At 46.5% G+C, this 26,291-nt stretch carries 22 protein-coding genes; 9 read left to right on the top strand and 13 right to left on the bottom strand.

Annotated features, from left to right (window positions below):
* The first annotated feature begins 924 nt into the window (after positions 1-924).
* Both BM122_RS15015 and BM122_RS15010 read left to right on the top strand, forming a co-directional pair.
* Positions 925-1,206 carry a hypothetical protein gene (locus BM122_RS15015; protein WP_074906416.1) on the top strand — a complete coding sequence of 94 codons (282 nt, stop codon included), beginning with the start codon at positions 925-927 and terminating at the stop codon, positions 1,204-1,206.
* The gene (locus tag BM122_RS15010) at positions 1,193-2,350 is read left to right on the top strand and encodes a tyrosinase family protein (protein ID WP_074906415.1); all 1,158 of its coding nucleotides are present in this window, start codon (positions 1,193-1,195) and stop codon (positions 2,348-2,350) included. Before BM122_RS15015 ends, BM122_RS15010 begins: the two co-directional genes overlap by 14 nt.
* Before the next feature lie 198 nt (positions 2,351-2,548).
* Here the strand turns inward: BM122_RS15010 and BM122_RS22545 are convergent, their stop codons facing one another.
* The 8 genes from BM122_RS22545 to BM122_RS14975 all read right to left on the bottom strand — a co-directional run bounded on the left by BM122_RS22545 (position 2,549) and on the right by BM122_RS14975 (position 10,643).
* Positions 2,549-2,752, bottom strand: coding sequence for a hypothetical protein (locus BM122_RS22545; protein WP_143083462.1), 204 nt, complete (start codon positions 2,750-2,752; stop codon positions 2,549-2,551).
* Entirely contained in the window at positions 2,704-3,039 is a 336-nt protein-coding gene (locus BM122_RS21730; protein ID WP_083398521.1) for an Arm DNA-binding domain-containing protein, read from the bottom strand. The genes BM122_RS22545 and BM122_RS21730 overlap by 49 nt, the downstream gene beginning before the upstream one ends.
* Positions 3,040-3,156: 117 nt before the next feature.
* A complete protein-coding gene (gene guaA, locus BM122_RS15000) occupies positions 3,157-4,716 on the bottom strand; it encodes a glutamine-hydrolyzing GMP synthase (protein WP_074906412.1) in 1,560 nt (519 codons plus the stop codon).
* Between the two features lie 14 nt (positions 4,717-4,730).
* Positions 4,731-6,194, bottom strand: a complete 1,464-nt coding sequence (gene guaB / locus BM122_RS14995) for an IMP dehydrogenase (protein ID WP_074906410.1) — start codon at positions 6,192-6,194, stop codon at positions 4,731-4,733.
* Between the two features lie 137 nt (positions 6,195-6,331).
* Positions 6,332-7,408 (bottom strand): ADP-ribosylglycohydrolase family protein, encoded by a 1,077-nt coding sequence (locus BM122_RS14990; RefSeq protein WP_074906409.1) that lies wholly within the window; start codon positions 7,406-7,408, stop codon positions 6,332-6,334.
* Positions 7,409-7,428: 20 nt separating this feature from the next.
* Positions 7,429-8,478, bottom strand: a complete 1,050-nt coding sequence (locus BM122_RS14985) for a class I fructose-bisphosphate aldolase (RefSeq protein ID WP_074906408.1) — start codon at positions 8,476-8,478, stop codon at positions 7,429-7,431.
* A gap of 63 nt (positions 8,479-8,541) precedes the next feature.
* A complete protein-coding gene (locus BM122_RS14980) occupies positions 8,542-9,384 on the bottom strand; it encodes a DUF3025 domain-containing protein (RefSeq protein ID WP_074906406.1) in 843 nt (280 codons plus the stop codon).
* On the bottom strand, positions 9,381-10,643 hold the full coding sequence (locus BM122_RS14975) for an MFS transporter (protein ID WP_218152100.1): 1,263 nt from the start codon (positions 10,641-10,643) through the stop codon (positions 9,381-9,383). Before BM122_RS14975 ends, BM122_RS14980 begins: the two co-directional genes overlap by 4 nt.
* 304 nt (positions 10,644-10,947) lie before the next feature.
* Between BM122_RS14975 and BM122_RS14970 the strand changes: the two genes are divergently transcribed.
* The 4 genes from BM122_RS14970 (at position 10,948) to BM122_RS14950 (ending at position 15,985) form a co-directional block, all read left to right on the top strand.
* Positions 10,948-13,422 carry an nSTAND1 domain-containing NTPase gene (locus BM122_RS14970; RefSeq protein WP_074906405.1) on the top strand — a complete coding sequence of 825 codons (2,475 nt, stop codon included), beginning with the start codon at positions 10,948-10,950 and terminating at the stop codon, positions 13,420-13,422.
* Positions 13,308-13,676, top strand: a complete 369-nt coding sequence (locus BM122_RS14965) for a formylglycine-generating enzyme family protein (protein WP_083398520.1) — start codon at positions 13,308-13,310, stop codon at positions 13,674-13,676. The genes BM122_RS14970 and BM122_RS14965 overlap by 115 nt, the downstream gene beginning before the upstream one ends.
* A 531-nt stretch (positions 13,677-14,207) precedes the next feature.
* A complete protein-coding gene (locus BM122_RS14955; RefSeq protein WP_256212094.1) occupies positions 14,208-14,564 on the top strand; it encodes an REP-associated tyrosine transposase in 357 nt (118 codons plus the stop codon).
* A 614-nt stretch (positions 14,565-15,178) separates the two neighbouring features.
* A complete protein-coding gene (locus tag BM122_RS14950; RefSeq protein ID WP_074906400.1) occupies positions 15,179-15,985 on the top strand; it encodes a carbonic anhydrase in 807 nt (268 codons plus the stop codon).
* A gap of 29 nt (positions 15,986-16,014) precedes the next feature.
* On the opposite strand, the gene pgsA is transcribed toward BM122_RS14950, so the two are convergent.
* The 4 genes from pgsA to BM122_RS14930 form a co-directional block, all read right to left on the bottom strand.
* Positions 16,015-16,587: a CDP-diacylglycerol--glycerol-3-phosphate 3-phosphatidyltransferase gene (gene pgsA / locus BM122_RS14945; protein WP_074906399.1), complete on the bottom strand. Its 573-nt coding sequence runs from the start codon at positions 16,585-16,587 to the stop codon at positions 16,015-16,017.
* Between the two features lie 76 nt (positions 16,588-16,663).
* Positions 16,664-18,481, bottom strand: coding sequence for an excinuclease ABC subunit UvrC (gene uvrC / locus BM122_RS14940; RefSeq protein ID WP_074906398.1), 1,818 nt, complete (start codon positions 18,479-18,481; stop codon positions 16,664-16,666).
* Positions 18,482-18,496: 15 nt separating this feature from the next.
* A complete protein-coding gene (locus BM122_RS14935) occupies positions 18,497-18,685 on the bottom strand; it encodes a tautomerase family protein (RefSeq protein WP_074906397.1) in 189 nt (62 codons plus the stop codon).
* Between the two features lie 27 nt (positions 18,686-18,712).
* Positions 18,713-19,390 carry a uracil-DNA glycosylase gene (locus BM122_RS14930; RefSeq protein ID WP_074906396.1) on the bottom strand — a complete coding sequence of 226 codons (678 nt, stop codon included), beginning with the start codon at positions 19,388-19,390 and terminating at the stop codon, positions 18,713-18,715.
* Positions 19,391-19,411: 21 nt separating this feature from the next.
* Here BM122_RS14930 and efp point away from each other — a divergent pair, with 21 nt between their 5' ends.
* The 3 genes from efp (at position 19,412) to BM122_RS14910 (ending at position 26,060) form a co-directional block, all read left to right on the top strand.
* Complete coding sequence (gene efp, locus BM122_RS14925) at positions 19,412-19,978, top strand: elongation factor P (RefSeq protein ID WP_074906394.1); 567 nt, start codon at positions 19,412-19,414, stop codon at positions 19,976-19,978.
* 293 nt (positions 19,979-20,271) lie between these two features.
* Positions 20,272-21,933 carry an autotransporter assembly complex protein TamA gene (locus BM122_RS14920; protein ID WP_256212093.1) on the top strand — a complete coding sequence of 554 codons (1,662 nt, stop codon included), beginning with the start codon at positions 20,272-20,274 and terminating at the stop codon, positions 21,931-21,933.
* Positions 21,934-22,187: 254 nt separating this feature from the next.
* Complete coding sequence (locus BM122_RS14910) at positions 22,188-26,060, top strand: translocation/assembly module TamB domain-containing protein (RefSeq protein WP_083398518.1); 3,873 nt, start codon at positions 22,188-22,190, stop codon at positions 26,058-26,060.
* Positions 26,061-26,192: 132 nt separating this feature from the next.
* Here the strand turns inward: BM122_RS14910 and BM122_RS26170 are convergent.
* On the bottom strand, positions 26,193-26,291 hold a 99-nt coding region (locus tag BM122_RS26170; RefSeq protein WP_143083461.1), incomplete at its 5' end, for a diguanylate cyclase domain-containing protein.

Raw genomic sequence — 26,291 nt, 5'->3', positions numbered from 1 at the left:
CTCTGCATTAGCGTTAGGAATGTTTTTAATAATTTTATTTCCTAAAGCGCTGGAAATGATGAAGAACAGCCCTAAAGCTACCTCTTCGGATTGGAAGGCTTTTATCGTTCCTATGATAGGAATTGCTTTGTTTATTATGCTGTTAATTAAGTTAGTTTAAGTCAAGTTTGAATAGGCACAATTTAATTTATCTTTCCTCTTTTTGTCCCATTATTCTCTCCACCCCTACCTGTGATGCTTGCGTAACCTGACCGGTCACAAGCATACTCTTTGAGTGATGGATGTTCATACCATTTGATCCTCCTTGTAAAGCTTCGATAACTTCTTGTAATGAATCAAAGGATTAATCCTTACTCAACCTTATTTCAGGAGTTTTGAAACGGACTCTAAAAGCCAGCAATTTTTTACTGCCAAGAGTACAAATCATTTTAATTTTTGATCACTTGTCAGCAATAAAAATGTATGCAATTTCATTATTGTGTTTATTTTTGTTATTGCTTAGCTTAATTATAAGATTGATGAAAATAGTGCATTTATTTTTTCTAAATACATCACTTATTGTGTTTCTGTAGGCTGGCTTGTGCGGAATAAATCGCAGGTGAAATACCGCGCCAAAGTAAAGAAGAGATGGGTTTGATGCATGGCTTTGTTAGTTTAACTATGACGTTATATGGAGTAGTAGCCATGCTAGTGTTGGCTTCAGCCGATATTCATGGAGGCAACACCTGCAATAGAGAGCTGCAGTGGGAATTCAGGAATGTGTCTGCTACCTTATTCCATTTCTAAATCAAAACTGACATTGTCGGCTTCACCTTGCCGTATTATTTATACTGTCTGCGGCTCGCCTTCGCGTCATTTTTGATTTGGAAATGGAATTCCCTCTCTCATCCTGTAAACACACTCACAACTACAAGAGGCTGTTATATGGAACCTGAGCATCAAGACTATAAGGGGCATCACATCGAGCTGCGAGTACGCGATACCGGTGAGTTACGTGTTCTTGGAGCTGGGCGCGAGCGCGAACTCGAGCTGCTTATTGACAACAAACCCATTCGCTACGGCCAACTGCCAGACGGGTCATATGCTTTGCATGAGTATGCCTACGACTGGAGCAACAACCTGATGGACCTCGCGAAAAAGTTTATCGATTACCAAGACAAGGTCAATATGATCCGGCACGAGTCCGAAGCTAATGAGGGGAAATGATATAGGCATTCGCAAAAACTACCGCAGCCTCACGGATGTAGAGCGCGACCGCTTCATTCAAGCACTCTTCCATGTGAAATCAACTGGCTTCATTGATGAATTCGCCCGAATACACGCTGAGCACTTTTTCATGGGCATACATCGGAGCTCGCAATTCCTACCGTGGCACCGTGAAATGCTCCTCCGCTTTGAACGTGAACTTCAAAAATTTCACTCCGAAATTACTATTCCTTACTGGGACTCAACGGTCGACCGTAATCCGTCCGATCCATTGTGGAACAATAATTTTCTTGGCCAGTTCAATTTAGAATGGGGTCTTGGACGAGCGCTCGGCTCGGGTCCCCTATCGACACTGCAGGAAGTTGAGTCGAATCAAGGTCGTGATAATTATGATACCTTCTGGCGAGAGCTAGAAAATCCTATCCACAACCGGCCGCACGTCTGGGTTGGTGGTGTCATGGCCGATGTCGCGTCACCCGGTGATCCAGCTTTCTATCTCCATCACTGTTGCATCGATATGCTGTGGGCTCGGTGGCAACTCGCTCCCGCGACTTCAGGCGCTCCGTTCATCTCCAGTGGCTCAGGTTTAGGGCTCCATGACCCTCTGATGGAGTGGCCAGATCGCACACCGGCAGACGTGCTCGACCATCACGATCTCGGGTATACTTATGATACTGAAACTCAGTTCAAAACTGGCCAACTGCTATCTTACGGGGACGCTGGAACTCCCGGCAATGTTTCGGATCCTGTGATTGTCGGCTTCGGCGGGTGGCTGGACTTCAAGTTTCTCTTCGCTGGCAGGAACGCCACTGGCGAGAATCGCATCTACGCTGTGGAGCAGAACGGTCAACTGCTGTCCTACGGGGATGCTGGAACGCCTGGTAATGTTTCGAACCCAGTGGTTGTCGGTTTCGGTGGGTGGCTGGACTTCAAGTTTCTATTTGCTGGTAAGAATGCCATCGGTGAGAATCGCATCTACGCTGTGGACCAGAACGGCCAGCTGCTGTCTTACGGAGACGCTGGAACTCCCGGTAATATTTCGGACCCTGTAGTTGTCGGCTTCGGCGGGTGGCTGGACTTCAAATTTCTCTTCTCCGGTGTTAACCTCTCCGGTGAGGACCGCATCTACGCTGTAGTTGCTTAACAAACGTGAGTTCGACATAACGGTCATGCCACCACAATTGGAAGAGCTTGAGGAGGTCTGATATTAAGTGAGAGTTTCTTCTCATGAATAATGAAGAAATTCTTCTCCAGAATCAACTTATCATAAGTAGTTCAGATTCCTTTTGCTGCTTTTCTTACCCCGAACTCACGTTAATTATGTCCATGTTCTATGGCATATTTATATACCAGCATAACTACTTTTATGACGTGAATTACTGTTGCAATGCGCACGATCTACAATCTTGTCACAAAGCCCACGCAAATCACCATAACTTATTTCAGCCATCTTTAAATGCCCGAACACACCCTTTATATCGCGCTCATAGACTGATGCTACACATATCTCTGGTAGAATTGGCTTATCTGGTGGTTTTTTATCCATAGTTCAGCCCATTCACCAAAGGGACCAGCATTCCTTGATCTTTGCTTTTCCCAGGATGCTCGCCTAGATGGTGATTTATCTTCAGATATCCTCTTCTTAGCCTCAATGAGCAATTCTCTTGCTTCAGATAGAGTTATCCCGTCTTGTCCATAACGACCCAACACCAGCGTTTCCTGACGATCATTAATACGGTAGTTATATCTGAATGAAACTGTACCTGTTGTTAATACGGTTACGTAAAGACCATCTCTATCAGTTAAATTACCTCCGGCAAAGCCGGAGGTAATTTAACTAGTTATCTCAAATTGTCAACAGACCCTAGACAGAAATGAAAAAACCCCTGATTTCTCAGGGCTTTTTATCGAATAATTACCAGTGTTTGCTGGTCGCTGCGAGATATGGGATCACTCCCATTCAATCGTCGCCGGTGGTTTGCCAGAAATATCATATACCACCCGATTAATGCCACGTACTTCATTAATAATCCGGTTAGAAACCTTGCCTAGCAACGTATAAGGTAATTCTGCCCAGTGAGCAGTCATGAAATCCTGAGTTTGAATAGCACGCAATGCAATAACATACTCATAGCTTCGACCATCACCCATTACACCTACTGATTTTATCGGTAAAAATACAGCAAAGGCCTGAGAGGTTCGTTCATACCAGCCAGACGCTCTGAGCTCCTCTATAAAAATCGCATCTGCCTGGCGCAACAGCTCGGCATATTCATGTTTTACTTCGCCTAAAATTCTGACTCCCAGCCCAGGCCCAGGAAAGGGATGACGAAAGACCATATCATGGGGCAAACCCAGTACCAAACCTAGTTCACGGACCTCATCCTTAAATAACTCACGCAGTGGCTCAAGTAATTTAAGATGCAACGTGTCGGGGAGCCCGCCTACATTGTGATGGGACTTGATCGTATGCGCTTTCTGGGTTTTACTGCTCGCAGATTCAATCACATCCGGATAAATAGTCCCTTGTGCGAGCCATTTGGCATCCGTAATTTTTTCTGATTCCTGCTGAAAAATCTCGACAAATTCCCTGCCTATAATACGGCGTTTTTGCTCAGGATCAGTGACACCCTGCAGATACTTCAAGAATTGTTTGCTTGCATCAATATGAATTACCTTTACATGAAGATTATTGGAAAATACTTCCATTACCTGTTCAGCTTCATGCTGGCGTAATAAGCCATTATCGACAAATACACAGGTAAGTTGATCACCAATTGCCCGATGGATCAGCACAGCGGCAACGGAAGAATCCACACCGCCTGATAAACCCAGGATTACTTTGTCCTTGCCAACCTTAGCTTGAATTCTGCTAATGGATTCTTCGACATAATCGGGCATATTCCAATCATAGCCGGCAGCGCAAATGTCATGAACGAAGTGCTCAATAATAACTTTACCTTGCAAGGTATGGGTTACTTCCGGATGGAATTGTAAACCGTAAAATTGCCGTGCCTCATCGGCCATTGCTGCAATCGGTGTTGCTGCATTACTCGCAATGACTTTAAAGCCAGCGGGCAGTCCAACCACATTATCGCCATGACTCATCCATACATCAAGAACTGCCTGCTCTTCAACACTTATTCGATCGCTGATTTCATCAAAGAGTTTGCAATCCTTCAGATATAATTCAGCATAACCAAACTCACGCTTTTTAGCGCTTTCTACCTTCCCACCCAATTGGGCAGCCATCACCTGCATACCATAGCAGATACCCAGCACAGGAACACCCAACTCGAAAACGATTTGTGGCGCACGGGGCGTATCTTCAATAAAGGCTGAGGCAGGCCCACCTGACAGAATAATGCCTATCGGTGAGAAATCTTTAATAAACTGCGGAGTGACATCATAGGGATGTAGCTCACAATAAACATTCATTTCTCGAATACGACGAGCAATTAACTGAGTATATTGAGAGCCAAAATCCAGAATAAGGATTTTTTGGTGCATAAAAAAATTTGCTTTTATTCGACGTGGTAATTAGGCGCTTCTTTTGTAATCTGCACATCATGAACGTGAGATTCACGTATGCCCGCAGAGGTAATTTCAATAAACTCAGCTTTAGCATGGACTTCTTCAATAGTACTACAGCCCAAATAGCCCATACTCGAGCGCATACCTCCTACTAACTGGTGAATGACAGCAGTGATTGATCCTTTGTATGGAACACGCCCCTCCACACCTTCGGGGACGAGTTTATTAGTATCTTGAAGCTTATTATCCTGAAAATAACGATCACTTGATCCTTGCTGCATTGCAGACAGCGAACCCATACCCCGGTAGCTCTTATATGATCTTCCTTGAAATAATTCAATTTCACCAGGTGCTTCTTCTGTGCCAGCGAATAATCCACCTAACATAACCGTGCTTGCTCCTGCTGCCATCGCTTTGGCAATATCACCTGAATAACGAATACCGCCATCTGCTATTGCAGGCACGCCTGTTCCTTCTAATGCTCGAGTGACATTTTCGATAGCTGTAATCTGTGGCACGCCCACTCCCGCAACAATTCTGGTGGTGCAGATGGAGCCAGGACCAATACCAATTTTCACCGCATCTGCTCCGCTATCAACCAGCGCTTTGGCTGCTGCAGCAGTCGCAATATTACCGCCAACCACCTGGATTTCTGGAAAATGGTCCTTAATCCAGTGTACCTGATCGAGCACACTCTGCGAATGCCCATGTGCTGTATCGACCACTAAAACATCTACTCCAGCTTCAATAAGTGCCTCTGCTCGTTCGTAACTCCCCTCACCTACTCCTATAGCTGCACCAACACGCAATCTTTCCTGATCATCCGTAGTAGCATGAGGATGTTCTGTTGTTTTAGTAATGTCTTTGACAGTAATCAGTCCACGTAACTCAAATTCATCATTTATCACCAAAACTCTTTCCAGCCGATGCTTATGCAGCAAAGCCAAGACTTCTTCACGGGGGGCACCTTCCTTTATCGTTACTAACCGTTTTTTAGGGGTCATAATATTTTTGATTGGCTGATCCAGATTGGTTTCAAATCGGAGGTCACGGTTAGTTACAATACCCACGACTTTGGAATCCTCAACGACAGGCAATCCAGATATCCTGTGTTGCTGAATTAACTCAAGCACTCCCCGCACGGTCATATGCGGAGGGATAGTGATAGGATCCGTCACCACACCACTTTCAAAGCGTTTGACTTTAGCAACGTGTGCGGCTTGTGCTTTTATTGACATATTCTTATGAATAAAGCCAATGCCGCCTTCCTGAGCAATGGCAATAGCTAACCTCGCTTCAGTAACAGTATCCATTGCTGCTGACACCAGTGGAATCTTGAGCGTAATATTGCGGGTGAGACGTGTAGTTAAATCTACATTTCTGGGTAGAACTGCTGAATGAGCGGGAATGAGTAAAACATCATCAAAAGTAAGAGCTTTCTGAATCAGTCGCATGTTAACGATCCTTTGCAAAGCGATATTATACCGAAACCACACAGAAATATTGCAGAGAGTGCATAGCTGCAATAATTAGCCAGCTCATGTTTCTGTAGTAAATGGTCAAGTCATCACTATCGCCATATATTTCAGAGCTATCCTACTTGTGCAGCCAGATCTCCAGCCAATTTTACAAGACCGGCACTTCCTTCAAGTCCATCAACAAAGCGCTGGGGAATGCCAGATAAACCGGTTTGTGCACCGGTAAGTGCGCCCGTAAGAATCGCGCGCGCCTGATTTTGTCCACCCCCATTGATCGCATGGAGCACCGCTGATTCAAAATCATTGTGAAACCGGGCTGCCAAGTAGTAAGCAGCCGGTAACTGATGATAAATAGCACATGGCATACCATAGACAATGGATACTTCCCATGCCGGCTCTATCCGAATCGCCGGATTTGCTGCGGTTGCTGCCATATAAGAAGGTGTAAGTAATGCATCGGGCGAAGCAAAGCGGCCAACTCGAGGAGGATCAGGGTCACCAGGGCGTGGGGGCTGCAAATCACCGCGCGTTACCGCATGAAAAGGTAATTTGCCGTCTTTTACCCATTCCATGAGCTTCCCTGACAATTCGACATCAAGAGGATGCCCTTGAACTAAAAGCGCCAGCACTGCACCATAGGCCACCGTCATCGAAACAACAGTATGGTCAATCTGGGTCAGCATGGTGTTGCTGGTGATGGCTGCAGCAAGCTGATCCGGCTGGAACGCATAACGCACGGCTATCGCCAGGGTGCGCTCAATCGCCTCGGTCGTATCGGCATGACTACCGGTTTGTCCCCATGGTAGTTGCTGCTGCACGCGACGCCTCCATGCTTCACGAATCGACTGGCTGGTATAACCCCCAGGCCCGCTCACGGGAGTACCGTCGAGCAGCGGAAAAAGCTCTTCGTCTAGGCGTCGACAGAAGTCGTCTTGATTATATTCTCCACGCTCAACAAGTGAACGAAGGGTAAGCGCCAGAATAAATCCCGCCTGGGATAACTGGCCGGCTTTGCACCCAGCATGATAGCGATTAGGCTTGGGGTCAGTATAGTCGCTAATCCAGTCACCATAATCGCGCCGAAGCTCGTTGAGGTCATAGTACCAATGGGGGCCTAGACCTAGCGCATCACCAATGAATGCGCCCATGATAGCCCCCATCGCACGATCATGAATATGGTTAGTGGACATGTCTTATTCCTTAAAATCTCTCAAGCAACAGTCACTTCTTTGGAAAGATACACATCCTGGATGGCATTCAATAATTTGACACCTTCTTCAAAAGGCTTCTGAAAAGCCTTCCGTCCGGAAATGAGCCCCATCCCACCCGCTCGTTTATTAATTACCGCAGTTCGTACTGCTTGATGTAAATCATCCTTACCCGATGCTCCACCTGAATTAATCATTCCGACACGCCCCATATAGCAATTTGCTACCTGATAGCGCACGAGATCGATCGGATGGTCAGTAGTAAGACCGCTATACACTTTAGCATCCGTTTTACCAAACTTAAGCGCTTTGAAACCACCATTATTTTCTGCCATTTTCTGTTTAACAATATCGGCTTCGATCGTTACGGCAAGATGGTTAGCTTGACCTGTCAAATCGGCACTCACGTGATAATCCTTTTCTGCAGTCTTGAAAGCAGCATTGCGCGTATAAGCCCAGAGGATAGTCACCATCCCTAGATCATGTGCATGGGCGAATGCCTCGGAAATTTCCTGTATCTGGCGGCGTGATTCCTCCGAGCCAAAAAATACCGTCGCCCCAACCGCACAGGCTCCCATGTCAAATGCCTGATCCACACTGGCAAACAAAGTTTGATCATACTTATTCGGGTAAGTCAGTAATTCGTTGTGATTGATTTTAAGAATGAAAGGAATTTTATGTGCATAACGACGTGCCACTATGCCCAATACACCCAACGTCGAAGCAACGCCATTACATCCTCCTTCAATCGCCAGTCTGATGATATTCTCTGGATCGAAGAACATCGGATTGGGCGCAAACGAAGCACCTCCAGAATGCTCCACTCCCTGATCGACTGGTAATATTGATAAATACCCCGTTCCTGCCAAGCGACCATGATTGTATAAAGTTTGAAGATTCCGTAACACACCCGGTTTGCGATCATTCCCCATCACTACTCGATCGACAAAATCGGGCCCAGGAACATGTAACCCTGCCTTAGGAATACCCTGACATACGTGATTGAGAAGTTTGTCTGCTTCCTCTCCCAATAATCCGGCAATATCTGTCATTTCAACCTCCTATAAGTTCTCAAGAAGAATCATTACAAGGTATATTCAAGAAAAATCGCTCGATCATGATATTTTTTTCATCTTTTTTTGACGAAAGTAACTCTGGTTATCATAGTAAGATGAATCGGTATTATCTGATGACCAGCCTGGATACCCTAACACAGGTATGGGCACTAAATCAGCCGATGTCAAATATCCCTGCGCTAAATAATCTTCCAGCCAAATATCAATCAGGACAATCTGATCAATTAGACGCTGATTAAAGAAAGCTTCACTCACATGCAAGAGAATACCTTTTCCTGTCATGCCAAGATAAGGATGCAGAGCTTTTTCATACAGTCCATGACCAAACAGAAAAAATCTCATTTGCGCCAACACTGCAGCGCGCTGTTGCCAGAACAAAGTTTTCCATGCGAAATTTTTCAAAAGTTTAATCAAATAATCATTACTACTCACGACAATTACCCCAGATTCATCAATGAGTGTGGCAGCATCACGCAAAGCGCTGCGCTTTTCCTGATGATGCTTCCTCTCCTCTAACAAGGCATGGTAATGCAACTGATTCAAGGCTGCTTTAGAACGGGGATAAGTTGCCCAAACCAGCGCATTGAATAGATCATGCCAATTATGCGCGCGAGTCTGTATTTCTCCTGTTAGATAGATCCTCGGTTCATATTGTTGCACGAATTCGCTCGTCGCTTTTGCCTGGGGAACAAACCGTATGCTTTTATGTGATTTAGTTACAATTTTTCCAATTGAATCAGCGTTCAGTTGATTCAAATTTTCGATATCAGGCCAGTGATTAAAATTACTGAAAGATTTCCCCGCTTCATGCAGCGGCTCGAACATAAGTGATGTTTGTAGAAAACCCGAGGTCCACTCATTTGAAAGAGAACGCGCATTCATTCCTGATAACTATCCACTTTAACTGCCAACAGAATACTCAGTACCGTTGCGATGGCAGCGATGACTCCCACTGAATCATAATGCGTCAACGCCCCATTTGCTGAAATTCCCATGATAGAACCTGCCAATAATGAAGCCGAACCCGCTGACAGCTGTTGCACTGATATATTGAAACTCAGGAAACTGCCCCGCAAACGAGGGGTTACACTTGCAGTCACCAGCGCCATGGCAGGAACAAATCGCCCAGAAACCAGCATCATGAATAATGTGGCAATCCCTACGGCAAAGACTGTCGGTACTGGTGATAAATGCGTCAGCAGCAGAATGGGGAAAACAGAAAGTGCGGCAGTCACACCAAATATTTTTCTTTTACCATGAAGATCAGCAAGCCTCCCAAGCATGCGGGCAGCAAAAAATGTAGCCAGTCCACCGAAAAAATAAAGATAAGGCAAATCAATTTCTGCCATTCCTACATTGATCACCATATACGTGCTGATGAAAGGACTTACAGAAAACCCGGCAAACATCAGCATGGCAATTAACGCAAAGGCATAGAGATGATTCCGTACCCAAAAGATTGCGCGTAACTGCCTTACGGGATGGCGTTCCTGATGATGAATCAGATGATCACGCAATGACGGCAGCACACGGAGCGCGACGACCATCATCAAACAGCTCACGGCGGTCAGGAGATAAAATGGCGCGCGCCAATCGATCAGATTAACAAGCAGCATCCCTATCGGCATGCCAACCACGGCCACTATTGAGAAAGCAGACATGACAGTACCTGTCGCTACCCCCCGCCGATGTTCTGGAATAATATCCGCCACAATTGCAAAGATAATAGCGCTCAGCATCCCACTAAAACCACCTGCCACGATACGTCCCAGCAAGAGCATGGTGTAATCGGTTGCCAGCGCACAAATCAGTGTAGCAATCCCCATGCCTGCGCACAGAAGAATCAATACGTGCCTACGATCAAACCGATCAATAAAAAATGAAGCCAGGAAGCTGCACACACCCGCACTAAATGCATAGGCTGAAATAAGCATACCGAATTGTTGCGGCGTAACATCGAACAACTTGATGAATTGCGGGCCCAATGGCAGCATCATCATGAAATCCATGATATGAATAAAATGCACGCTGGCTAACACAGTGAGAACAGGTCGTTCTCGTAAAGTTACCTGATGCGGGATAACCCCGCACTCAACTAGATCAGAACTGCCTGCCTGGTGAATATCTTCAGTTCTATTCAAAACACAACCTTATTAAAGTGATTAACGATGATCCCATGCCGCAATGATGACAAAAAGGTAACGCTGGAAACGTTTCTGCTTCTTTCTTTATGCAAGCCCCATATTTTTTGTGGAACAGCTTTCTAAGAAAAGCTTATTTTAAATAGGTTCGATTTGTTTTGAATGGGGAAAAGGGTCTAAAATTTCCGGTTATCGACAGGCTATCCATAAGAATCCATTCATTTGATATGAAAAAGCGTATTTTCCTTTACCAACAGACTGCTCAATCCTTGCTTTTACCCCATACAGGCAAGATATTTAGATTATGAAAGTCTATCTTTCCTCAACATTGAACGATCTTTACGCAGAGCGACAGGCAGTTAAGGAGGCGCTGGGTGGTGAATGCACGGTTGTCGAAAGCTATATCGCCGACGAACGCAGTGTGCATGACAGCTGTCTTGCCGATGTGGCTGGGTGCGATCTATACATCGGTATCCTTGGCCGTCGTTACGGCTTCATTCCTCCTGGGCAAGCTGGGAAAAAACGCTCCATCACTGAACTCGAGTACGAAAAAGCCCGGGAATGCAAACTGCCGATCCTGATGTTCGTCAAAGACGATGATGAGATCAAGAGCAAATTTCATGATGCAGTCACCCAGGAGAATTCACCGGAATTGATCGAGTCATTTAGACAGCGCATTAACAGTGGCACTGAAGCGTCTGCGCGTGCTGCAATTTTCAAAACTCCGGAGGAACTGAAGTCACATGTTCTGAGGGCCTACCTGCATTATTCCCAACGGGTTGGCAAACCGCCTCCCAAACCCATCGAAGGGCGGCCATATCCAGGTCTGCGCGCTTTTCTACCCACCGAATCAGATCGCTTCTTTGGTCGTGATGTGGAGAAAGAAGCGCTACTCGAACGCCTGCTCGCACATAATGAGCGCTTTCTCGCCGTGATCGGCCCATCAGGTTCGGGTAAATCCTCGCTGGTCTATGCAGGGCTGATTCCGGCCCTCACCACAAGCCCAGTTGTAAATAGCGTTCGCTGGTTGTCGGCTAGCTTTTCCCCGCGCGAGCTGGGCGATGATCCGTTTCAGCCACTGGCCTTCGCTTTGAGCAAAATGTTCCCGGAAAGAGGATGGCGCGTACCGGATTTGGCGCGGCGACTGCGCAGCAATCCCGTCGACATCGCCATGGTGACAAGTGATTCACTAGGGCAGGATAGTGCAACGACCCAGCTACTCCTATTCATCGATCAATTCGAAGAAGTGTTTGCGGCCAAGGTGGACAGCCATGCGCGCAATGCCTTCTTCCAGTTAATCATAACCGCGGCATCTTGCCCACTGCTGCGCGTGGTAATTGGTATGCGCTCCGACTTTTATAGTCAATGGCCGCAGGATGAAACCACGCTTGCGCTGCTGCGCTCAGGGCATTTCCCCGTTGGCGTGCCGGGGCAGGCAGCGCTGGAGAAGATGATCGTCGGCCCGGCCCAAGCCGCTGGGCTTACGATCAAATCTAGCTTGGTGCAGCGCATTCTGCAAGATACCGGCACGGCACCGGGTGCCTTGGCCTTGGCAGAATTCGCCTTGTCCCAATTGTATGACAGGAAAACAGACAGCACGCTGACCGAAGACGCTTACTCAGCTATTGGCGGGGTGGCTGGCGCAATCGACCGTTTGGCCGAAGATGCGGTTAAAAATGCGGAGAACACATTAGCAGAAAACGGCAAAAGCCTGGACGAAGAAACTTTCTCCAGACTGTTTCTAGCCATCGCCAGCGTCGAGCAGCGGAGTGATGAGGAGAATGAAGCGATGGTGGTGGTGCGTCGCCGCGCTGTCAAGGATGAGCTGTCTGAGACTGCATTGGTCTTGGGCCAGCATCTAGTCGACCAGCGCATTTTGGTCAGCAGGCAAGAGCGCAGCGATCAGCTAGTCATCTACGAGGTTGGGCACGAGGCCGTGTTCAACCATTGGTATCGCTTCAAAGAATGGTATGCGCGCTATGATGGAGATCTGGCCTTGCGCCGTCAGGCCGAACAGGCGGCACGAGACTGGGACAGAAATCAGCATTTGTCCGTATTGAAGTGGGGCTGGGAGCGTCAAAAGCCCGCGCTGGAGGCGTTGCGTAAATTGAATCACCTTGCGCCGCCTGTTCCCGATCCGGGTTTCACAGATTCGGGCATCGCCATCTGGCGCACTCTTGAACCACAACTACATGAACTTCTGCGGCGCTTTCTGTATCCAGAACCGCTGGCGCTGCTCGATGAACTCAACACCGACAACACGCCGCATCAGCGACGGGAAGAAATTAACCTGCGCCTTAACCAATTGGGCGATCCGCGCTGTGGCGTCGGTCTCAGCACGAACGGTCTGCCCGACATCGTCTGGATCGATATACCACCGGGTGAAGTCACGCTGGAAACTGACCCTCCAATCCACTTCCCGGTGTCACCCTTTCGCCTTGCCCGCTATCCCATCACCCAGGCCCAGTACCGTGTTTTTCTCGACACAGATGATGGCTACTGCAATCCTGCGTGGTGGGAAGGTCGACCGAGAGAAGACCGACCTGGTCAACGGCTCTGGTCGTTTGCCAACTACCCGGCCATCAATGTTTCTTGGTACGACGCATTGGCCTATTGCCGCTGGTTAAGCACGAAGCTCAGTTTGGATATTCGTTTGCCGACAGAATGGGAATGGCAATGGGCAGCGGTCAGCGATACGCAACAGGATTACGGCCGGGCGACTGGAATTTGGCGCGCGCAAACACTGATGAAGCAGGGATTGGACGTACGGTCGCAGTAGGCTTGTACCCGTTAGGGCGCAGCCCGTTCGGGGTGGATGATATGGCAGGCAACATTTGGGACTGGTGCCTGAATACTCATGATCATCCGAGCAATGTCTCGTTGGATACCGACAAGGTCCGCGTGGTGCGCGGTGGTTCCTGGGGTGTCAATCCGTACGGCGCACGCTCGGCCACACGCGGCAACTTCGATCCTAGTTACCGTTTCAGCAATGTCGGCTTTCGGGTATTGTGTTCGTCTCTCATCGATGGATAACTGTTCACGGCTACGCTGAACACTGCTGCACTGGGTTGCTGTTCACTGTGCGCCGCGTAGCGGCGCACGCGATTTTTTATTGGCACCTCATAACGCAGGCAGGCATACTTTAATAGCAGAATGCTGTTCTGTGGGGTTCCCTGAGACGAGGTCCGCGTGGTGCGCGGTGATTCCTAGAACAACAATCCGAACAATGCGCGCTCGGCCACACGCAACAATAACCATCCCGGTAACTGTAACAATAATATCGGCTTTCGGGTGTTGTATTCGTCCCACATCATGATCTGCTCCGTTTAGCCTGGGATTGCGGTCTATCCATCCGCCATCCAGGGCTGCCGAAATACCGACCAATTACGACTTGCCGGCCGAGGCCGGAGATGGATTGATGGCGCAGGTGAGTCCCCGTCCGCATGTGGCAGCAGCGAATCGGGCCTATATCAAAACCTGGCGCCACCTGAGGCCGTTGTCGTAGAAACTGTAGGGTGGATAAGCAAAGCGCCATCCGCCAATCACACAATATAAAATCAAACCATGTCCAATTATCGGTGTAATCGCATTCCAGGCGGCACTTACTTTTTCACCGTCAATTTATACGATCGTAAATCTGATCTACTGATCACGCATATCGACGCACTATGCGCAGCAGTTCGTATTGTCAAACAACAGCGACCATTCCACATCGACGCCTGGGTAATCCTGCGGGACCATCTGCATTGCATCTGGGCACTGCCTGCTCATGACGATGACTATTCCAGCCGCTGGCAAATCATTAAAAAAGTATTCTCGAAATTCATACCAAAAACCGAATATCGTTCAGAAACCCACATCATTCGCAATGAACGAGGCATCTGGCAAAGGTGTTTCTGGGAACATACCATTTACCGATGATCATGACTATGCCGCGCATATGGATTATATTCATTACAACCCGGTAAAGCATGGTTGGGCAGAATCAGTCAGAGACTGGCCGTATTCAACCTTTCATCAGATGGTAGAGAAAGGCATTTATTCGTTTGATTGGGCTGGATGTGAAATAGCAGCTTTGGATACTGGAGAGAGAAAGGAGTAATTTGATGCTCGTGTTGGTGGATGACGCTTTGCTGATCCACCCTACTTCTCTTTTCAACATGTAGCAACTAGCAAGCAGCGTAAAAGGAATGTTGCCGCTTTTGAGTATCAATTGGCTGATCACTTGTTGCAACTACATGAAGAACTCATGCAGAGCACCTATATACCGGGTCCTTATTCCATTTCTAGATCAAAACTGACTTTGTCGACTTCACCTTGCCGTATTATTTATACTGTCTGCGGCTCGTCTTCGCGTCATTTTTGATTTAGAAATGGAATATGATGATGACAGCATATTTTGCATTTCAGGATAGATAGCTATTTGGCTATCACTCTTTTTATGTTTCGCAAAAATATTCTTTACGCTGTAGCAATTGGCAGAAAATTGGATAAAATGCCCGGTTTTCTGATTGGAACTAAAAAGGATTTCCAGCATGTGTGAACAGTGTCACCCTGAAAACACGCATAATAATCTAAATAACAACCATCCTGACGATGCTCATTATGAGCAGAAAGACTCGAGTAGACGTTCATTTTTGAAACTGGCCGCTGCTTCTGCCATCAGTTTAGGTTTGAGTGGTTCATTCACTGCCAATGCGGCAGGAAAAAAGACCAAAGACGCTCATAACCCCAAGGCTCCCAAACCTGAAAATATCCTGACACCCGATCAAGCATTGGAACGATTGATGCTGGGGAATGAACGCTATGTTTCGGGCCAGTCTGCGCCATTAGATTTCCATGATGTGGAAGCTGCGTTAGTTAAAGGACAAAATCCCTACGCAGCCATTCTAGGCTGCTCCGATTCCAGAGTAAGCCCTGAGCATTGCTTCGATGAAGCGCTGGGTGATCTATTTGTAGCGCGTGGTGCAGGCAATTATCTGACCAATGATAATATTGCTACGCTCGAATATGCTGTGGCTGTGCTGAATACGCCCCTGATCATGGTACTGGGGCATGAAGGATGTGGCGCTGTACAGGCCGCGATCGACGCGGTTGATCATCATAGAGATTTTCCTGGCCATATCCAGCTTTTAGCCAGCGCCATCGCACCTGCGGTCAGGGCTGTCAGTGATACTTCCGCTGGCCGATTAGCCAATGTAACCAAAGAAAATATCATCATGACTGTGGAAAGATTGAGAACCAAAACACCCGTGCTGGATTACTTTCACGATCAAAAGAAAATCCGTATCGTTGGAGGGATCTATCATCTGAGAACGGGCAGAGTCGAGCTGGTCGCATAAATTATGTCAATCTGTTTTATGCGAAAGAGCTATGAGTTCTGAAGTGCTTGTGGAATGGCTGCTTTTAAATAATAAATCATTGACCATAGCGTCAAGATTGCCGCAAGATAAATCAGCCAGGTTCCGACTATTTGAGGATTAAAATAACCTTCTATTGTGTCATGATAAAGCAATAAGGGAATAGCTATCATTTGTGAGGCCGTTTTTATTTTCCCTAAAAAAGACACTGCGACACTTTTGGCTTTACCAATTTGCGCCATCCATTCGCGTAATGCTGAAACGGTAATTTCACGACCAATGATCACCAGAGCGATCGGCGCATCCAGCCTTTCTAAATGTACCAGCACAATCAAAGCGGCGGCTACCATCAATTTATCAGCGACCGGATCAAGAAAAGCGCCAAAAGCTGAGGTTTGATTAAGAGTACGGGCCAAATAACCATCGAGCCAATCTGTAATTGCCGCCCCGCTAAAAATAATGGTAGCGACCAGATTCTGCCCGAAGGGTGATAACCAGCTCGGAGGTAAATAAAAAATCCCGACAAATAAAGGAATCGCGAGTATCCGTAACCATGTCAGCAGATTAGGAAGATTCATTGGCATGATAGTATCTAAGTATTGATTTTGTTATTAATGCAGCGCGGCAATTCCATCATTGCCATTTAATTTTTGAGTAGGTTCAATGCAGTTCCCGATAAATTCTCTCTGCCAGTGCTCGGCTGATGCCCTCCGCCTGCTGTAATTCTTCAATACTTGCGCTCAGCACACCCTTCAATCCGCCAAATCGTCCTAACAAGCTTTGGCGTCGTTTGGCTCCGATACCAGCAATCTGCTCAAGACTGGAGAGAGTACGTGATTTATTACGCCTGGCGCGATGCCCCTGAATCGCAAAACGATGTGCTTCATCACGAATCTGTTGGATGAGATGCAAACCAGCATGATCTGCTGGCAATTTTAACGGCTTTTCAGTGGATGGGAAAATCAATTGCTCCAGCCCGGGTTTACGCCCTTCCCCTTTAGCCACCCCAACAAAGGGAATATCGTTAAGGCCCAGCTCAATCAATATTTCCTGAGCTGCACTGACCTGCCCTTTTCCGCCATCAATCAGAATCAGATCAGGCAACTTGCCCTCCTCTTCAGCTATTCTGCTATAGCGTCTCAAAAGCACTTGGCGCATTGCGCCATAATCATCGCCAGGCGCGATGTCAGTAATATTGTAGCGACGATATTCATTGTTACGTAGCGAAAAATTATCATAAACCACACAGGATGCCACCGTTGCTTCACCCATCGTATGGCTGATATCGAAACATTCGATACGGCTAAGACTGGGCAAATTCAGAGCCTGTTTTAAAGCTTGCACCCGTTCTTCCTGGCTAGCCTGTCTGAGCAGCATTTGCTTTAATGCCAACCGTGCATTTTCGGTCGCCATATTCAGCCATACACGCCGTTCACCGACTGGATTGAGAACGATGGCTACCTTACGGCCAGCCTGCTCGCTCAATAAAGGTTGCAGAATATCCAAGTGAATTTTTTCACCGATAATCATCAATGGTGGAACATGTCGATTGAGATAATGTTGTGCGATAAATGCCTCTAACACATCAGCAATCTCATATCCTTGCACATTTTGTGGAAAAAAACTCTTATCACCCAGGTGCCGCCCGCCTCTGATCATGACTAGATTGACGCAGAATCTTTCAATACCATCCTGCAGGGAAGCGCAGGCAATGACATCCGCATCCAGCGCTTTCCCGCTCTCAACAAATTGTTTTTCCTGTATTTTTCGCAGCGCCTGCATTTGATCACGAAATATCGCAGCTTGCTCATAGTCCATTCGATCAGAAGCTGCCTGCATTTTTTCTGCGATATCTTTCAATACCTCATTTTGTTTACCTTGTAAAAAAAGTGAGGCGCTTTTGACCTCTTCATGATACTCCTCTGGTGAAATGAGATTAACGCAGGGCCCGCTACAACGCTTGATCTGATAAAGTAAACAAGGTCGAGTGCGGTGATTGAACACACTATCTTCACAGGTACGCAAACGAAATACTTTTTGCAGAAGATGAATGCTCTCTCTGACAACGCCCGTATTGGGAAAAGGGCCAAAATACTGATGCTGATTGTCCAGCGCACCCCGATAAAAGGCCAGGCGTGGATAAGTATGCTGACTTAACATTAAATACGGATAGGACTTGTCATCCCTGAATAATATATTGTAGCGAGGGGCAAGGCTCTTGATGAGGTTATTCTCGAGCAGCAGCGCTTCAGCCTCGGAGCGCGTAACCGTCGTTTCAATCCCTGCGATCTGCGATACCATGAGCTGTATGCGCGGACTCAGGTTTGATTTCTGGAAATAAGAGGATACGCGCTTCTTGAGGTCAATCGCTTTGCCGACATAAATGACTTCCCCTACTGTATTCAGCATGCGATACACACCCGGCAGACTGGGCAAGTTGGATGAAAAAACCTTGCCGTCAAATGCTACTACTGACAAAGTAATTATTCCTTTTTATTCCTTTTCGCCGAGCAATGTCCCGCCAATTGCCCAGTTTTCATGCGGAAGTTCATCAAAAGAAATATAGGTATAGGATTTAGGTTTGTTTCCTACTCGTTCCAAGGTATCGGTAATTTCCTCGGCAATCTGTTTCTTCTGTTCATGACTCCACGTGCCAGCAATACGGATATTCACATATGGCATCTTGCTCTCTCCCAAAAATTGATTATGTTATAACGTCAGATCTGCACAAATCCTAGCAATGATTTGCTCGAACATTTCCTGTGTCAAGCGTTTAGTTTGCGTATTGTAACGACTACAATGATAGCTGTCATACAGTCTTAATCCATTGGGTAAGTGATAGAGGGCACCATGCATAAAAGCAAAGCTTTTCTTTTTAAGTCCTAAAGCCATCAACCCAGCTTGATGAGCTACATTACCCAGAGCCAGTATGCCTTGTCCGCCATGCGCAATAAAATCTGCTATTTCGGTTGCTAAATAGGCATTACATTGCCTTATTTCGCTTGGTTGCGGCTTGTTGGCAGGTGGCAAACATTTGACAGCATTAGTAATGCGGCATTTGAACAAGCGTAAATCATCTTCGACCGAAACGGACACGGCGTGACTGGCCAGACCAAACTTGTAAAGCGTCTGGTACAGTAAAATACCGGCAAAATCACCGGTAAAAGGTCTACCCGTCCGGTTTGCACCATGCATACCGGGCGCAAGACCGATGATCAACAGTTTAGCGGATAAAAAATCACCAAATGCAGATACGGGTTTGGCATGGTAAGCCGGATATTGGATTCTGACGGTATCCAGAAATTCCGCCAAACGAGCACATTGTCGACACTTTTCAATAAGGGAGCTTGAAATAGGATTAGGAGTTTTTTGGTGTAGAATGGTCATTTCTCTTCAGATAAAAAATCAATGGCAAAAGTTCTCGCAACTGAGATTCGTGTTGGCAATTTGATTGAATGGGACAAACGGATCTGGCGTGTACTGAAATGTTACCATGTTCATGTGGGTGGTCGTGGTGGCGCCTTCATGCAGGTGGAGATGAAGGATATCGAATCAGGCACTAAAACCAATCAGCGTATTCGCACTGAAGAAAAAGTCGAACGTACGGTTGTCGAGCCACGCGAAATGACTTTTCTCTACCAGGAAGGGAATGATTACGTTTTTATGGATAAGAAAACCTACGAACAATTGAGTTTATCGCAAGATTTCCTTGAGGGACAAAGCGGGTATTTGCTTCCGAACATAGATGTGCTGGTTAACTTCCACCATGATCGACCGATTGGGGTACAACTTCCTCCAAGCGTCATACTCACTGTCGTGGATACCGAACCGGTGCTCAAAGGTGCCACTGCCACCAGCTCCTATAAACCTGCAACCCTAGAAACTGGATTGGTGGTCATGGTTCCATCATTTGTACTCCAAGGTGAAAAAGTTAAAATCAATACTGATACAGGTGAATATATCGAACGAGTCTAAAACTGAAACGATTTAAAACACCTAAAAATTAAATTATGCAAATGAATATGAAGTACTGGAGATTAAGTTCGATTGATATAAGATTGATATAAAATTAGCTCAGCTCATTAATGGTGCTCGATTATTCCATTCAATCTTTCATTAGTCTTCCGATTCACTTTTATGGAGCACGGGGGCTATTCATTACGTTACTTATAGTTTTATGCGTATTTAATCCCATTGCTATTACTGTTGTTTCTGCAGCCCAATCCAACCAAAACTCAGATCAAGAAACAGAAACGAAATCGGATGCTGTGATCAAACTCTCAGCCCCTAAATCTGTCAAGAAACTCATAAAGAAATACATTTCTTTTCCTGAAGAACCCTTTGTAAACGATACTGCCCGGGCGGTTTTTGTTCGCAAAACAAAGGAGGAGATCAAAGAGCTCCTCGCCACTGAAGGCTATTTCACGCCGACAATTACACTCGAAGACCATTTAGCTGGAGAGAAACCGGTCCTGAAGGTCACTCGAGGAAAGCGCACACGGGTGGCTGAAGTAACGATCGAATTTCAGGGAGATCTAGCAACTGATACATCAGAACACCAAGAACGAATGGAGCAGTTGCGGGCCAATTGGCCACTCATACCACGCAAATTCTTTCGTAGCGCTGTCTGGGAAGAAGCCAAAGCCTCTTTGTTATCCAGTGTGGCAGAAAGCGAATATGCGGCCGCACAAATTGTCAGCAGCGAAGCTGAAATTGATCCTACTGCTGCAACAGCAAAATTAAAGATAGTTATCGACTCTGGACCTGTCTTCTACTTTGGGGATCTACAAATTTCCGGACTGAAGCGATATGATCAAAGCCTGGTTACTAGCTACGTTCCCTTTCAGAAGGGTGAAGTCTATCGCCGGAATCAAATACTTGCATTCCAGACTGCTTTACAAAATTTACCTCATTTTAGCTCGGTCTCTGTCAGTATCGATCCAGATATTGCCTCTCACCAAGCCACCCCAATCAACGTCAACCTAACCGAGGCGCGCGCTCAGCGGATCGGGGTGGGCGCTGGCTATAGCACTAACACGGGTGCCCGCGGAGAGCTCAACTATCGTCACGCTAATTTTATTAATTTTCGTAACCAACCATTAAACTTCAGCAGTTTGCTACGTTACGAGCAAAAGCGGCAGTTTTTTTTAGCAAGACTTGAGACAGTTCCGGATAAAAACCAATATCTGTTTAGCCTAGGTGCAAAAGTAGAACGGACTGATATCGAAGATTTAAAAACATTCAGTCAAAGAGTCAGTTTTAACCGAGAGCGGGCTACGGAAACAATACAGTCACAGTATGGCCTTACTTGGCAAAGGGAAGAAAGAAGTCCGGTAGGTGCGCCAGATACCGTCAGTGAAGCACTCGTGCTGGATAGTTGGTGGCGTTACCGAAATGTCGACAATCCCCTGTTTGCCAGACGTGGCCATATATCAGAAATTCGCTTTGGTGGTGGTACTCAGTATGTACTTTCGAAACGGGATTTTGTGCGTATGTACGCACGGCATCAACACTGGTGGCCTATTGGAGAACGCGATGTGCTATACCTACGTGCTGAAGTGGGCTATACCATAGCATCATCACGTTTAGGTATTCCTCAGGAATACCTATTTCGCGCAGGCGGTATCAATTCTGTACGTGGGCATAATTTTTTAAGCCTTGGTGTAACTGAAGGCGATGCCGTTGTGGGTGGGCGCACACTCGGTACGGGAACACTCGAATATGTACACTGGTTTACTGAGAACTGGGGAGGCGCGGTATTTACGGATGTGGGTGATGCTACAGATTCCTGGAAATCTTTCAATCCATCAGTTGCTTATGGTAGCGGTATCCGCTGGCGTAGTCCCGCTGGTCCACTGGCGCTCGATTTAGCCCGACGACATGATACCGGTACGCTACATGTCCATTTCTCGATTGCGGCGGCTTTCTAGTTAATTAAACTTAAAAAACCGTCGTTGACTGCTTAATTGGAGAATTAAGTCAATGATATTTAGTTGCATTTTCAACATTTACTTATACACAAAAATGTTAGGACCACTAAGAGGTGCATCGTATACTGCTCCAGGTGCGAATGCGATGTTACTCTTCGTTACAGGGAGAGCTCCCTGTGGGCTCCTAGCGCCTTGCATCGCATCTGGATCACCACACACTCCACCTTGTCCAATAGCGGTTTTTAGGTTAGAAAATGAGAAATACTGAAGCCAATCCAAAACAAAAGGAAAAGAGGAAAAAGCCATGGTTTCTCCTTTTTTTTCTGTTGCTGGCGGTGATCGTAAGTGCAAGCAGCATTTGGCTAGCCACTACCACCTCTGGTCTGCGCTTCTTGTTATCTTCGGTGTCTCGCATCAGTGGTGAAGATATTATTTTTGAGGATGTTAATGGCACCTTACGTGCTTTAAGCATAAAGAAAATTAACTATACCAGTGATGGGCTGCGCGCCTCCATCGACGAAATTGAGCTACAGTGGCAACCTCGCTTGTTATTCTCCCGTCAATTAGTAATCGATATCTTGGCAGCAAGAGAAATCGAGATACAGTCTTTGCCCTCTCCAGAATCCGAGAAGGAGTCTTTGGCTCTACCGGATAACTTGCAATTACCCCTCTCGATCATTCTGCAAAAACTCGAAATAGGGGTATTGCAAATGCTGACAATCGGCAAAGAAACCCCTGATTTTACGGTTACAGACATAACAGCCAGCATTGAAAGTGATGCTGAACATCATAACTTGCGAGAAATCTCACTTGAGTCAGAGTTTGGAAAATTGAGTGGATCGCTTCAGATAAACTCTGACAAGCCTTTTGATCTCGAGGCACAAGCTACCTTGCTCGGTTCGCTGCCATTAACTGCAACAGCCACTACGGAAGCTGACATTTCCATCCATCTGGCTGGCAATCTGGAAGAGATCAAGGGAACCCTAACCGGGACGAGCAAAGACGCTCATGGTAAGGGAAATTTTATATTGCATCCCTTTGCGTCAATGCCGCTTGCCGCGCTTCACCTATCAATTGACAAGCTGAATCCCTCAACTTTCTTAGTTGATATGCCCAAAGCCAATCTCTCCATTTATACAGATTTACTTGAGGATTCTATCGGCAAATTGCAAGGAAATATCGTCATTAAAAATGGTCTCCCGCTCCCACTTGATCAGAATGGGTTGCCAATAATTGAAATAAGAACGCAGCCCTCAATTTCAATAGATGAAATCCAGCTTGACGATATTCTTCTGAAATTAGCGGGTAACGCAAGCATTAGCGGCCATGTCAACTGGCAAATAGCGCAAGCGATGGGAACTGCCGATCTCAAGGTAAATCAGCTTAATCCGGCAGTACTACATACGCGTTCGCAAGCTGCAAAAATCAATGGCTATCTCAAACTCACAGGCGATACTGCGACACAGCAAGGTTTAATTTCTCTTCATGACAAAAGCAAGGCTCTATCACTTGAAACGAATTTGGTTCGCACAGAAACTGCCGTTAATGTAGAAAAGATCACGCTGCGCCATCATAACTCCATGCTCACCGGGCAAGGTCAGCTAGATTTAAAGGAATCACAATCTTTTCAATTTGAAAGTAAAGTCAGCCAGTTTGATCTTGCTTCCTTCGTGCAAGCACCTCGCTCAAATTTGAACGCAACGCTTAAATTGTCAGGAAAACTTGAGCCACAAATCAGTGGCGTTATTGATTTCAACCTAACAAAAAGTCAATTTAACAAACAACCTGTCGTGGGTAAAGGCCGAGTTGCGCTTGAGGACGCCAAGCGCATCAAAAGTGAGTTCAATTTACAGATTGGCACTAATCAATTCAGTGCTAAAGGCGCTTTTGGCAACAAGGGGGATCGATTATTGCTGAATCTCGCCGCACCCGCCTTGGCACAGCTGGGATTAGAGGCGGCAGGTGACCTCAACACCAAGCTCACATTAGCCGATACTTTAGAATCCCCTAAGCTGCTTATCGAAAGCAGCGCAAAGCACTTAAAGATTAGCGAAAACCAATTATCAGAGGTCAACGTCACGGGAAATCTGCAAAAATCAGCAGTAGATCTTGCTATCAAAATGGCTAATTACCGCTTGGATACTGAAGATTATCTGAAAAACTTTACGATGACATTAACCGGCAATCAAACCCGGCATAAACTAAGCATAGAAACGGATTTGCCGCGTGATTCCCATTTCACATTCCATACCACAGGCAAGCTCCTCCTCCCTGCGGGAGATATTGATAATTTTCAATGGAGCGGTGAACTAGAAAAATTAGCCGCTACCGGTTTTCTGCCTTTTAACTTATTAAACCAGCCTGCCCTTACCATCAGCCAGAAGCGAATTGCCTTGGAACTAACCAGAGTTGCTATTGCTGAGGGTGAAATCAGCATATTCGATGCACATTGGACGCCACAACAGTGGTCTAGTCGCGGAATACTAAAGGGTATCAGCTTAAAACCAGAAAACGCACAGCTACAAAATGTTGAAGCACTGCAAATGGGGGGAGAATGGGACATTACTGCCAGTAAACAGCTAAGTGGTCATATTCGTATCGCTCGCGAGAAAGGAGACTGGGCATTGCTGCTCGAAGATTCTCCCCTGCAGTTGGGTTTGCATCAATTGCAGTTCAATGCGCGGACGCATGCAGGTAATTTAATGGCAGATCTGGTCATTCGTGGTGAGAAAATTGGAGAAACGGTAGCAAGTGCGATGCTCCCTTTGGCTTTCAAAGAGGGTGCCTGGCAAATAGCCAAGGACCGGCCGCTGAGTGGAAAAATGAATGTCAACATTGCAGATTTATCCTGGATTGGGCCGACAGTAAATAGCAGTCTGAAAAGCAATGGCCAGCTCTCTCTTCAAGCGAAGGTAGCCGGTACGTTTAATCAACCCCGCCTGGACGGAACTATAGAGGGAAAAGAGCTGGCGATCGCTCAGTTGGATGAAGGCATTGATTTGCAACAAGGAAGCCTCATAGCTCGTTTTGATCAAACCTCTTTGCGAATCAACACCCTTGCTTTCGTTTCACCGCATCAAAATCCACCCAAGGACACTAACTTATACAAAATCAAATTACCCAAAGAGGAAGGTCGTCTCACAGTAACTGGCGCTGTTGATTATCAAGATGAACGCAGTCATTTGAATATCGACATAGATCATCTACCTGTGGCGCAGCAGCCTGATCGATGGATCATTGTTTCTGGAAACAGCCAAGTAAGCTTAGACAAGCAACAACTTACGATTAATGGCAAACTAACGACAGATGCCGGTTTTATAAAGCAGCCCAAAGCAGGGCAACCACACTTGCCTGATGATGTGGTTATTATTGAGGCGCAATCTCCTCCTCCAGATGGCTCGCAGAAATTATTGGTAAACGTGGACGCCGCATTGGATCTAGGTAAATGTTTTTACTTGCAAGCTTCAGGATTGGAGGGCCGGCTAGCCGGGCAATTGCATTTAAGTAGTAAACCCGGGAAACCGCTCCAAGCAATTGGAACAATTACTGCAGTCGATACAGTTTTCGATGCCTATGGTCAGCACTTGAGCGTTCAGCGTGGTATTGTCAGCTTTGATGGTCCGCTTGACGATCCCGCTCTGAACGTACTCGCCGTCCGCCCGAATTTACCCGTGGAGGCCGGCGTCCAAGTGACCGGTACCGTACGTAAACCGATTGTTAAGTTGGTATCCACACCCAACGTTCCAGATGCCGAAAAATTATCATGGATCGTGTTGGGACGACCGCCTGATGCGGGTGGTACGGACACGTCGCTACTTCTTTCTGCCGCGGGCTCAATTTTGGGAGGACAAGGGGGCAGTATTGCCAAGACACTGGGTATGGATGAATTTACGATCAAGCAGCAGCAAACAACGGACAGTAAAAGTGATGGGGCATTAAGTGGCCAAATTGGCGTCATCGGCAAACGCATCTCTTCACGTGCCTATCTGAGTTATGAACGAGGGCTTACCAGTGCAGCAGCGGGCATCACCAAACTCACTTACAATTTGACACGGAATATCACTATTGTGAGCCGTGCGGGTGAAGATAATGCAATCGATCTGTACTATAACTTTCAGCTTGATTAAATGCAGTATGCAAAACCATTGCCATTCTATTCCTCAATTAAATATGACGCGAAAGTGAGGCACCCTCAGATAGTCTAAATATTACAACAATGAGAAACTCTCAAAGCGAGATTAATTTGAAAATGAAAATGGTTATGCAAGGCACACTCTGTTCCGCCCACTCTCCTTCGCCTGATACAGCGCTTTGTCTGCCTGATTGAGCAGCGTATTTAGGTCGGTGTTTCTATCCTT

This window comes from Nitrosomonas communis (assembly GCF_900114745.1).
GTDB classification, from domain to species: domain Bacteria; phylum Pseudomonadota; class Gammaproteobacteria; order Burkholderiales; family Nitrosomonadaceae; genus Nitrosomonas; species Nitrosomonas communis_A.
The sequence above is the reverse complement of the archived record's forward strand: the minus strand, read 5'-3'. Positions and strand labels throughout refer to the sequence as shown.

Excerpts from the sequence above, each read along its gene's own strand:
- BM122_RS15015 (WP_074906416.1), top strand. The coding sequence starts at position 925 with ATGGAACCTGAGCATCAAGACTATAAGGGGCATCACATCGAGCTGCGA.
- BM122_RS15010 (WP_074906415.1), top strand. The coding sequence starts at position 1,193 with ATGAGGGGAAATGATATAGGCATTCGCAAAAACTACCGCAGCCTCACG.
- BM122_RS22545 (WP_143083462.1), bottom strand. The coding sequence starts at position 2,752 with ATGGATAAAAAACCACCAGATAAGCCAATTCTACCAGAGATATGTGTA.
- guaA (WP_074906412.1), bottom strand. The coding sequence starts at position 4,716 with ATGCACCAAAAAATCCTTATTCTGGATTTTGGCTCTCAATATACTCAG.
- guaB (WP_074906410.1), bottom strand. The coding sequence starts at position 6,194 with ATGCGACTGATTCAGAAAGCTCTTACTTTTGATGATGTTTTACTCATT.
- BM122_RS14990 (WP_074906409.1), bottom strand. The coding sequence starts at position 7,408 with ATGTCCACTAACCATATTCATGATCGTGCGATGGGGGCTATCATGGGC.
- BM122_RS14985 (WP_074906408.1), bottom strand. The coding sequence starts at position 8,478 with ATGACAGATATTGCCGGATTATTGGGAGAGGAAGCAGACAAACTTCTC.
- BM122_RS14980 (WP_074906406.1), bottom strand. The coding sequence starts at position 9,384 with ATGAATGCGCGTTCTCTTTCAAATGAGTGGACCTCGGGTTTTCTACAA.
- BM122_RS14970 (WP_074906405.1), top strand. The coding sequence starts at position 10,948 with ATGAAAGTCTATCTTTCCTCAACATTGAACGATCTTTACGCAGAGCGA.
- BM122_RS14965 (WP_083398520.1), top strand. The coding sequence starts at position 13,308 with ATGGGAATGGCAATGGGCAGCGGTCAGCGATACGCAACAGGATTACGG.
- BM122_RS14955 (WP_256212094.1), top strand. The coding sequence starts at position 14,208 with ATGTCCAATTATCGGTGTAATCGCATTCCAGGCGGCACTTACTTTTTC.
- BM122_RS14950 (WP_074906400.1), top strand. The coding sequence starts at position 15,179 with ATGTGTGAACAGTGTCACCCTGAAAACACGCATAATAATCTAAATAAC.
- pgsA (WP_074906399.1), bottom strand. The coding sequence starts at position 16,587 with ATGCCAATGAATCTTCCTAATCTGCTGACATGGTTACGGATACTCGCG.
- BM122_RS14935 (WP_074906397.1), bottom strand. The coding sequence starts at position 18,685 with ATGCCATATGTGAATATCCGTATTGCTGGCACGTGGAGTCATGAACAG.
- BM122_RS14930 (WP_074906396.1), bottom strand. The coding sequence starts at position 19,390 with ATGACCATTCTACACCAAAAAACTCCTAATCCTATTTCAAGCTCCCTT.
- efp (WP_074906394.1), top strand. The coding sequence starts at position 19,412 with ATGGCAAAAGTTCTCGCAACTGAGATTCGTGTTGGCAATTTGATTGAA.
- BM122_RS14910 (WP_083398518.1), top strand. The coding sequence starts at position 22,188 with ATGAGAAATACTGAAGCCAATCCAAAACAAAAGGAAAAGAGGAAAAAG.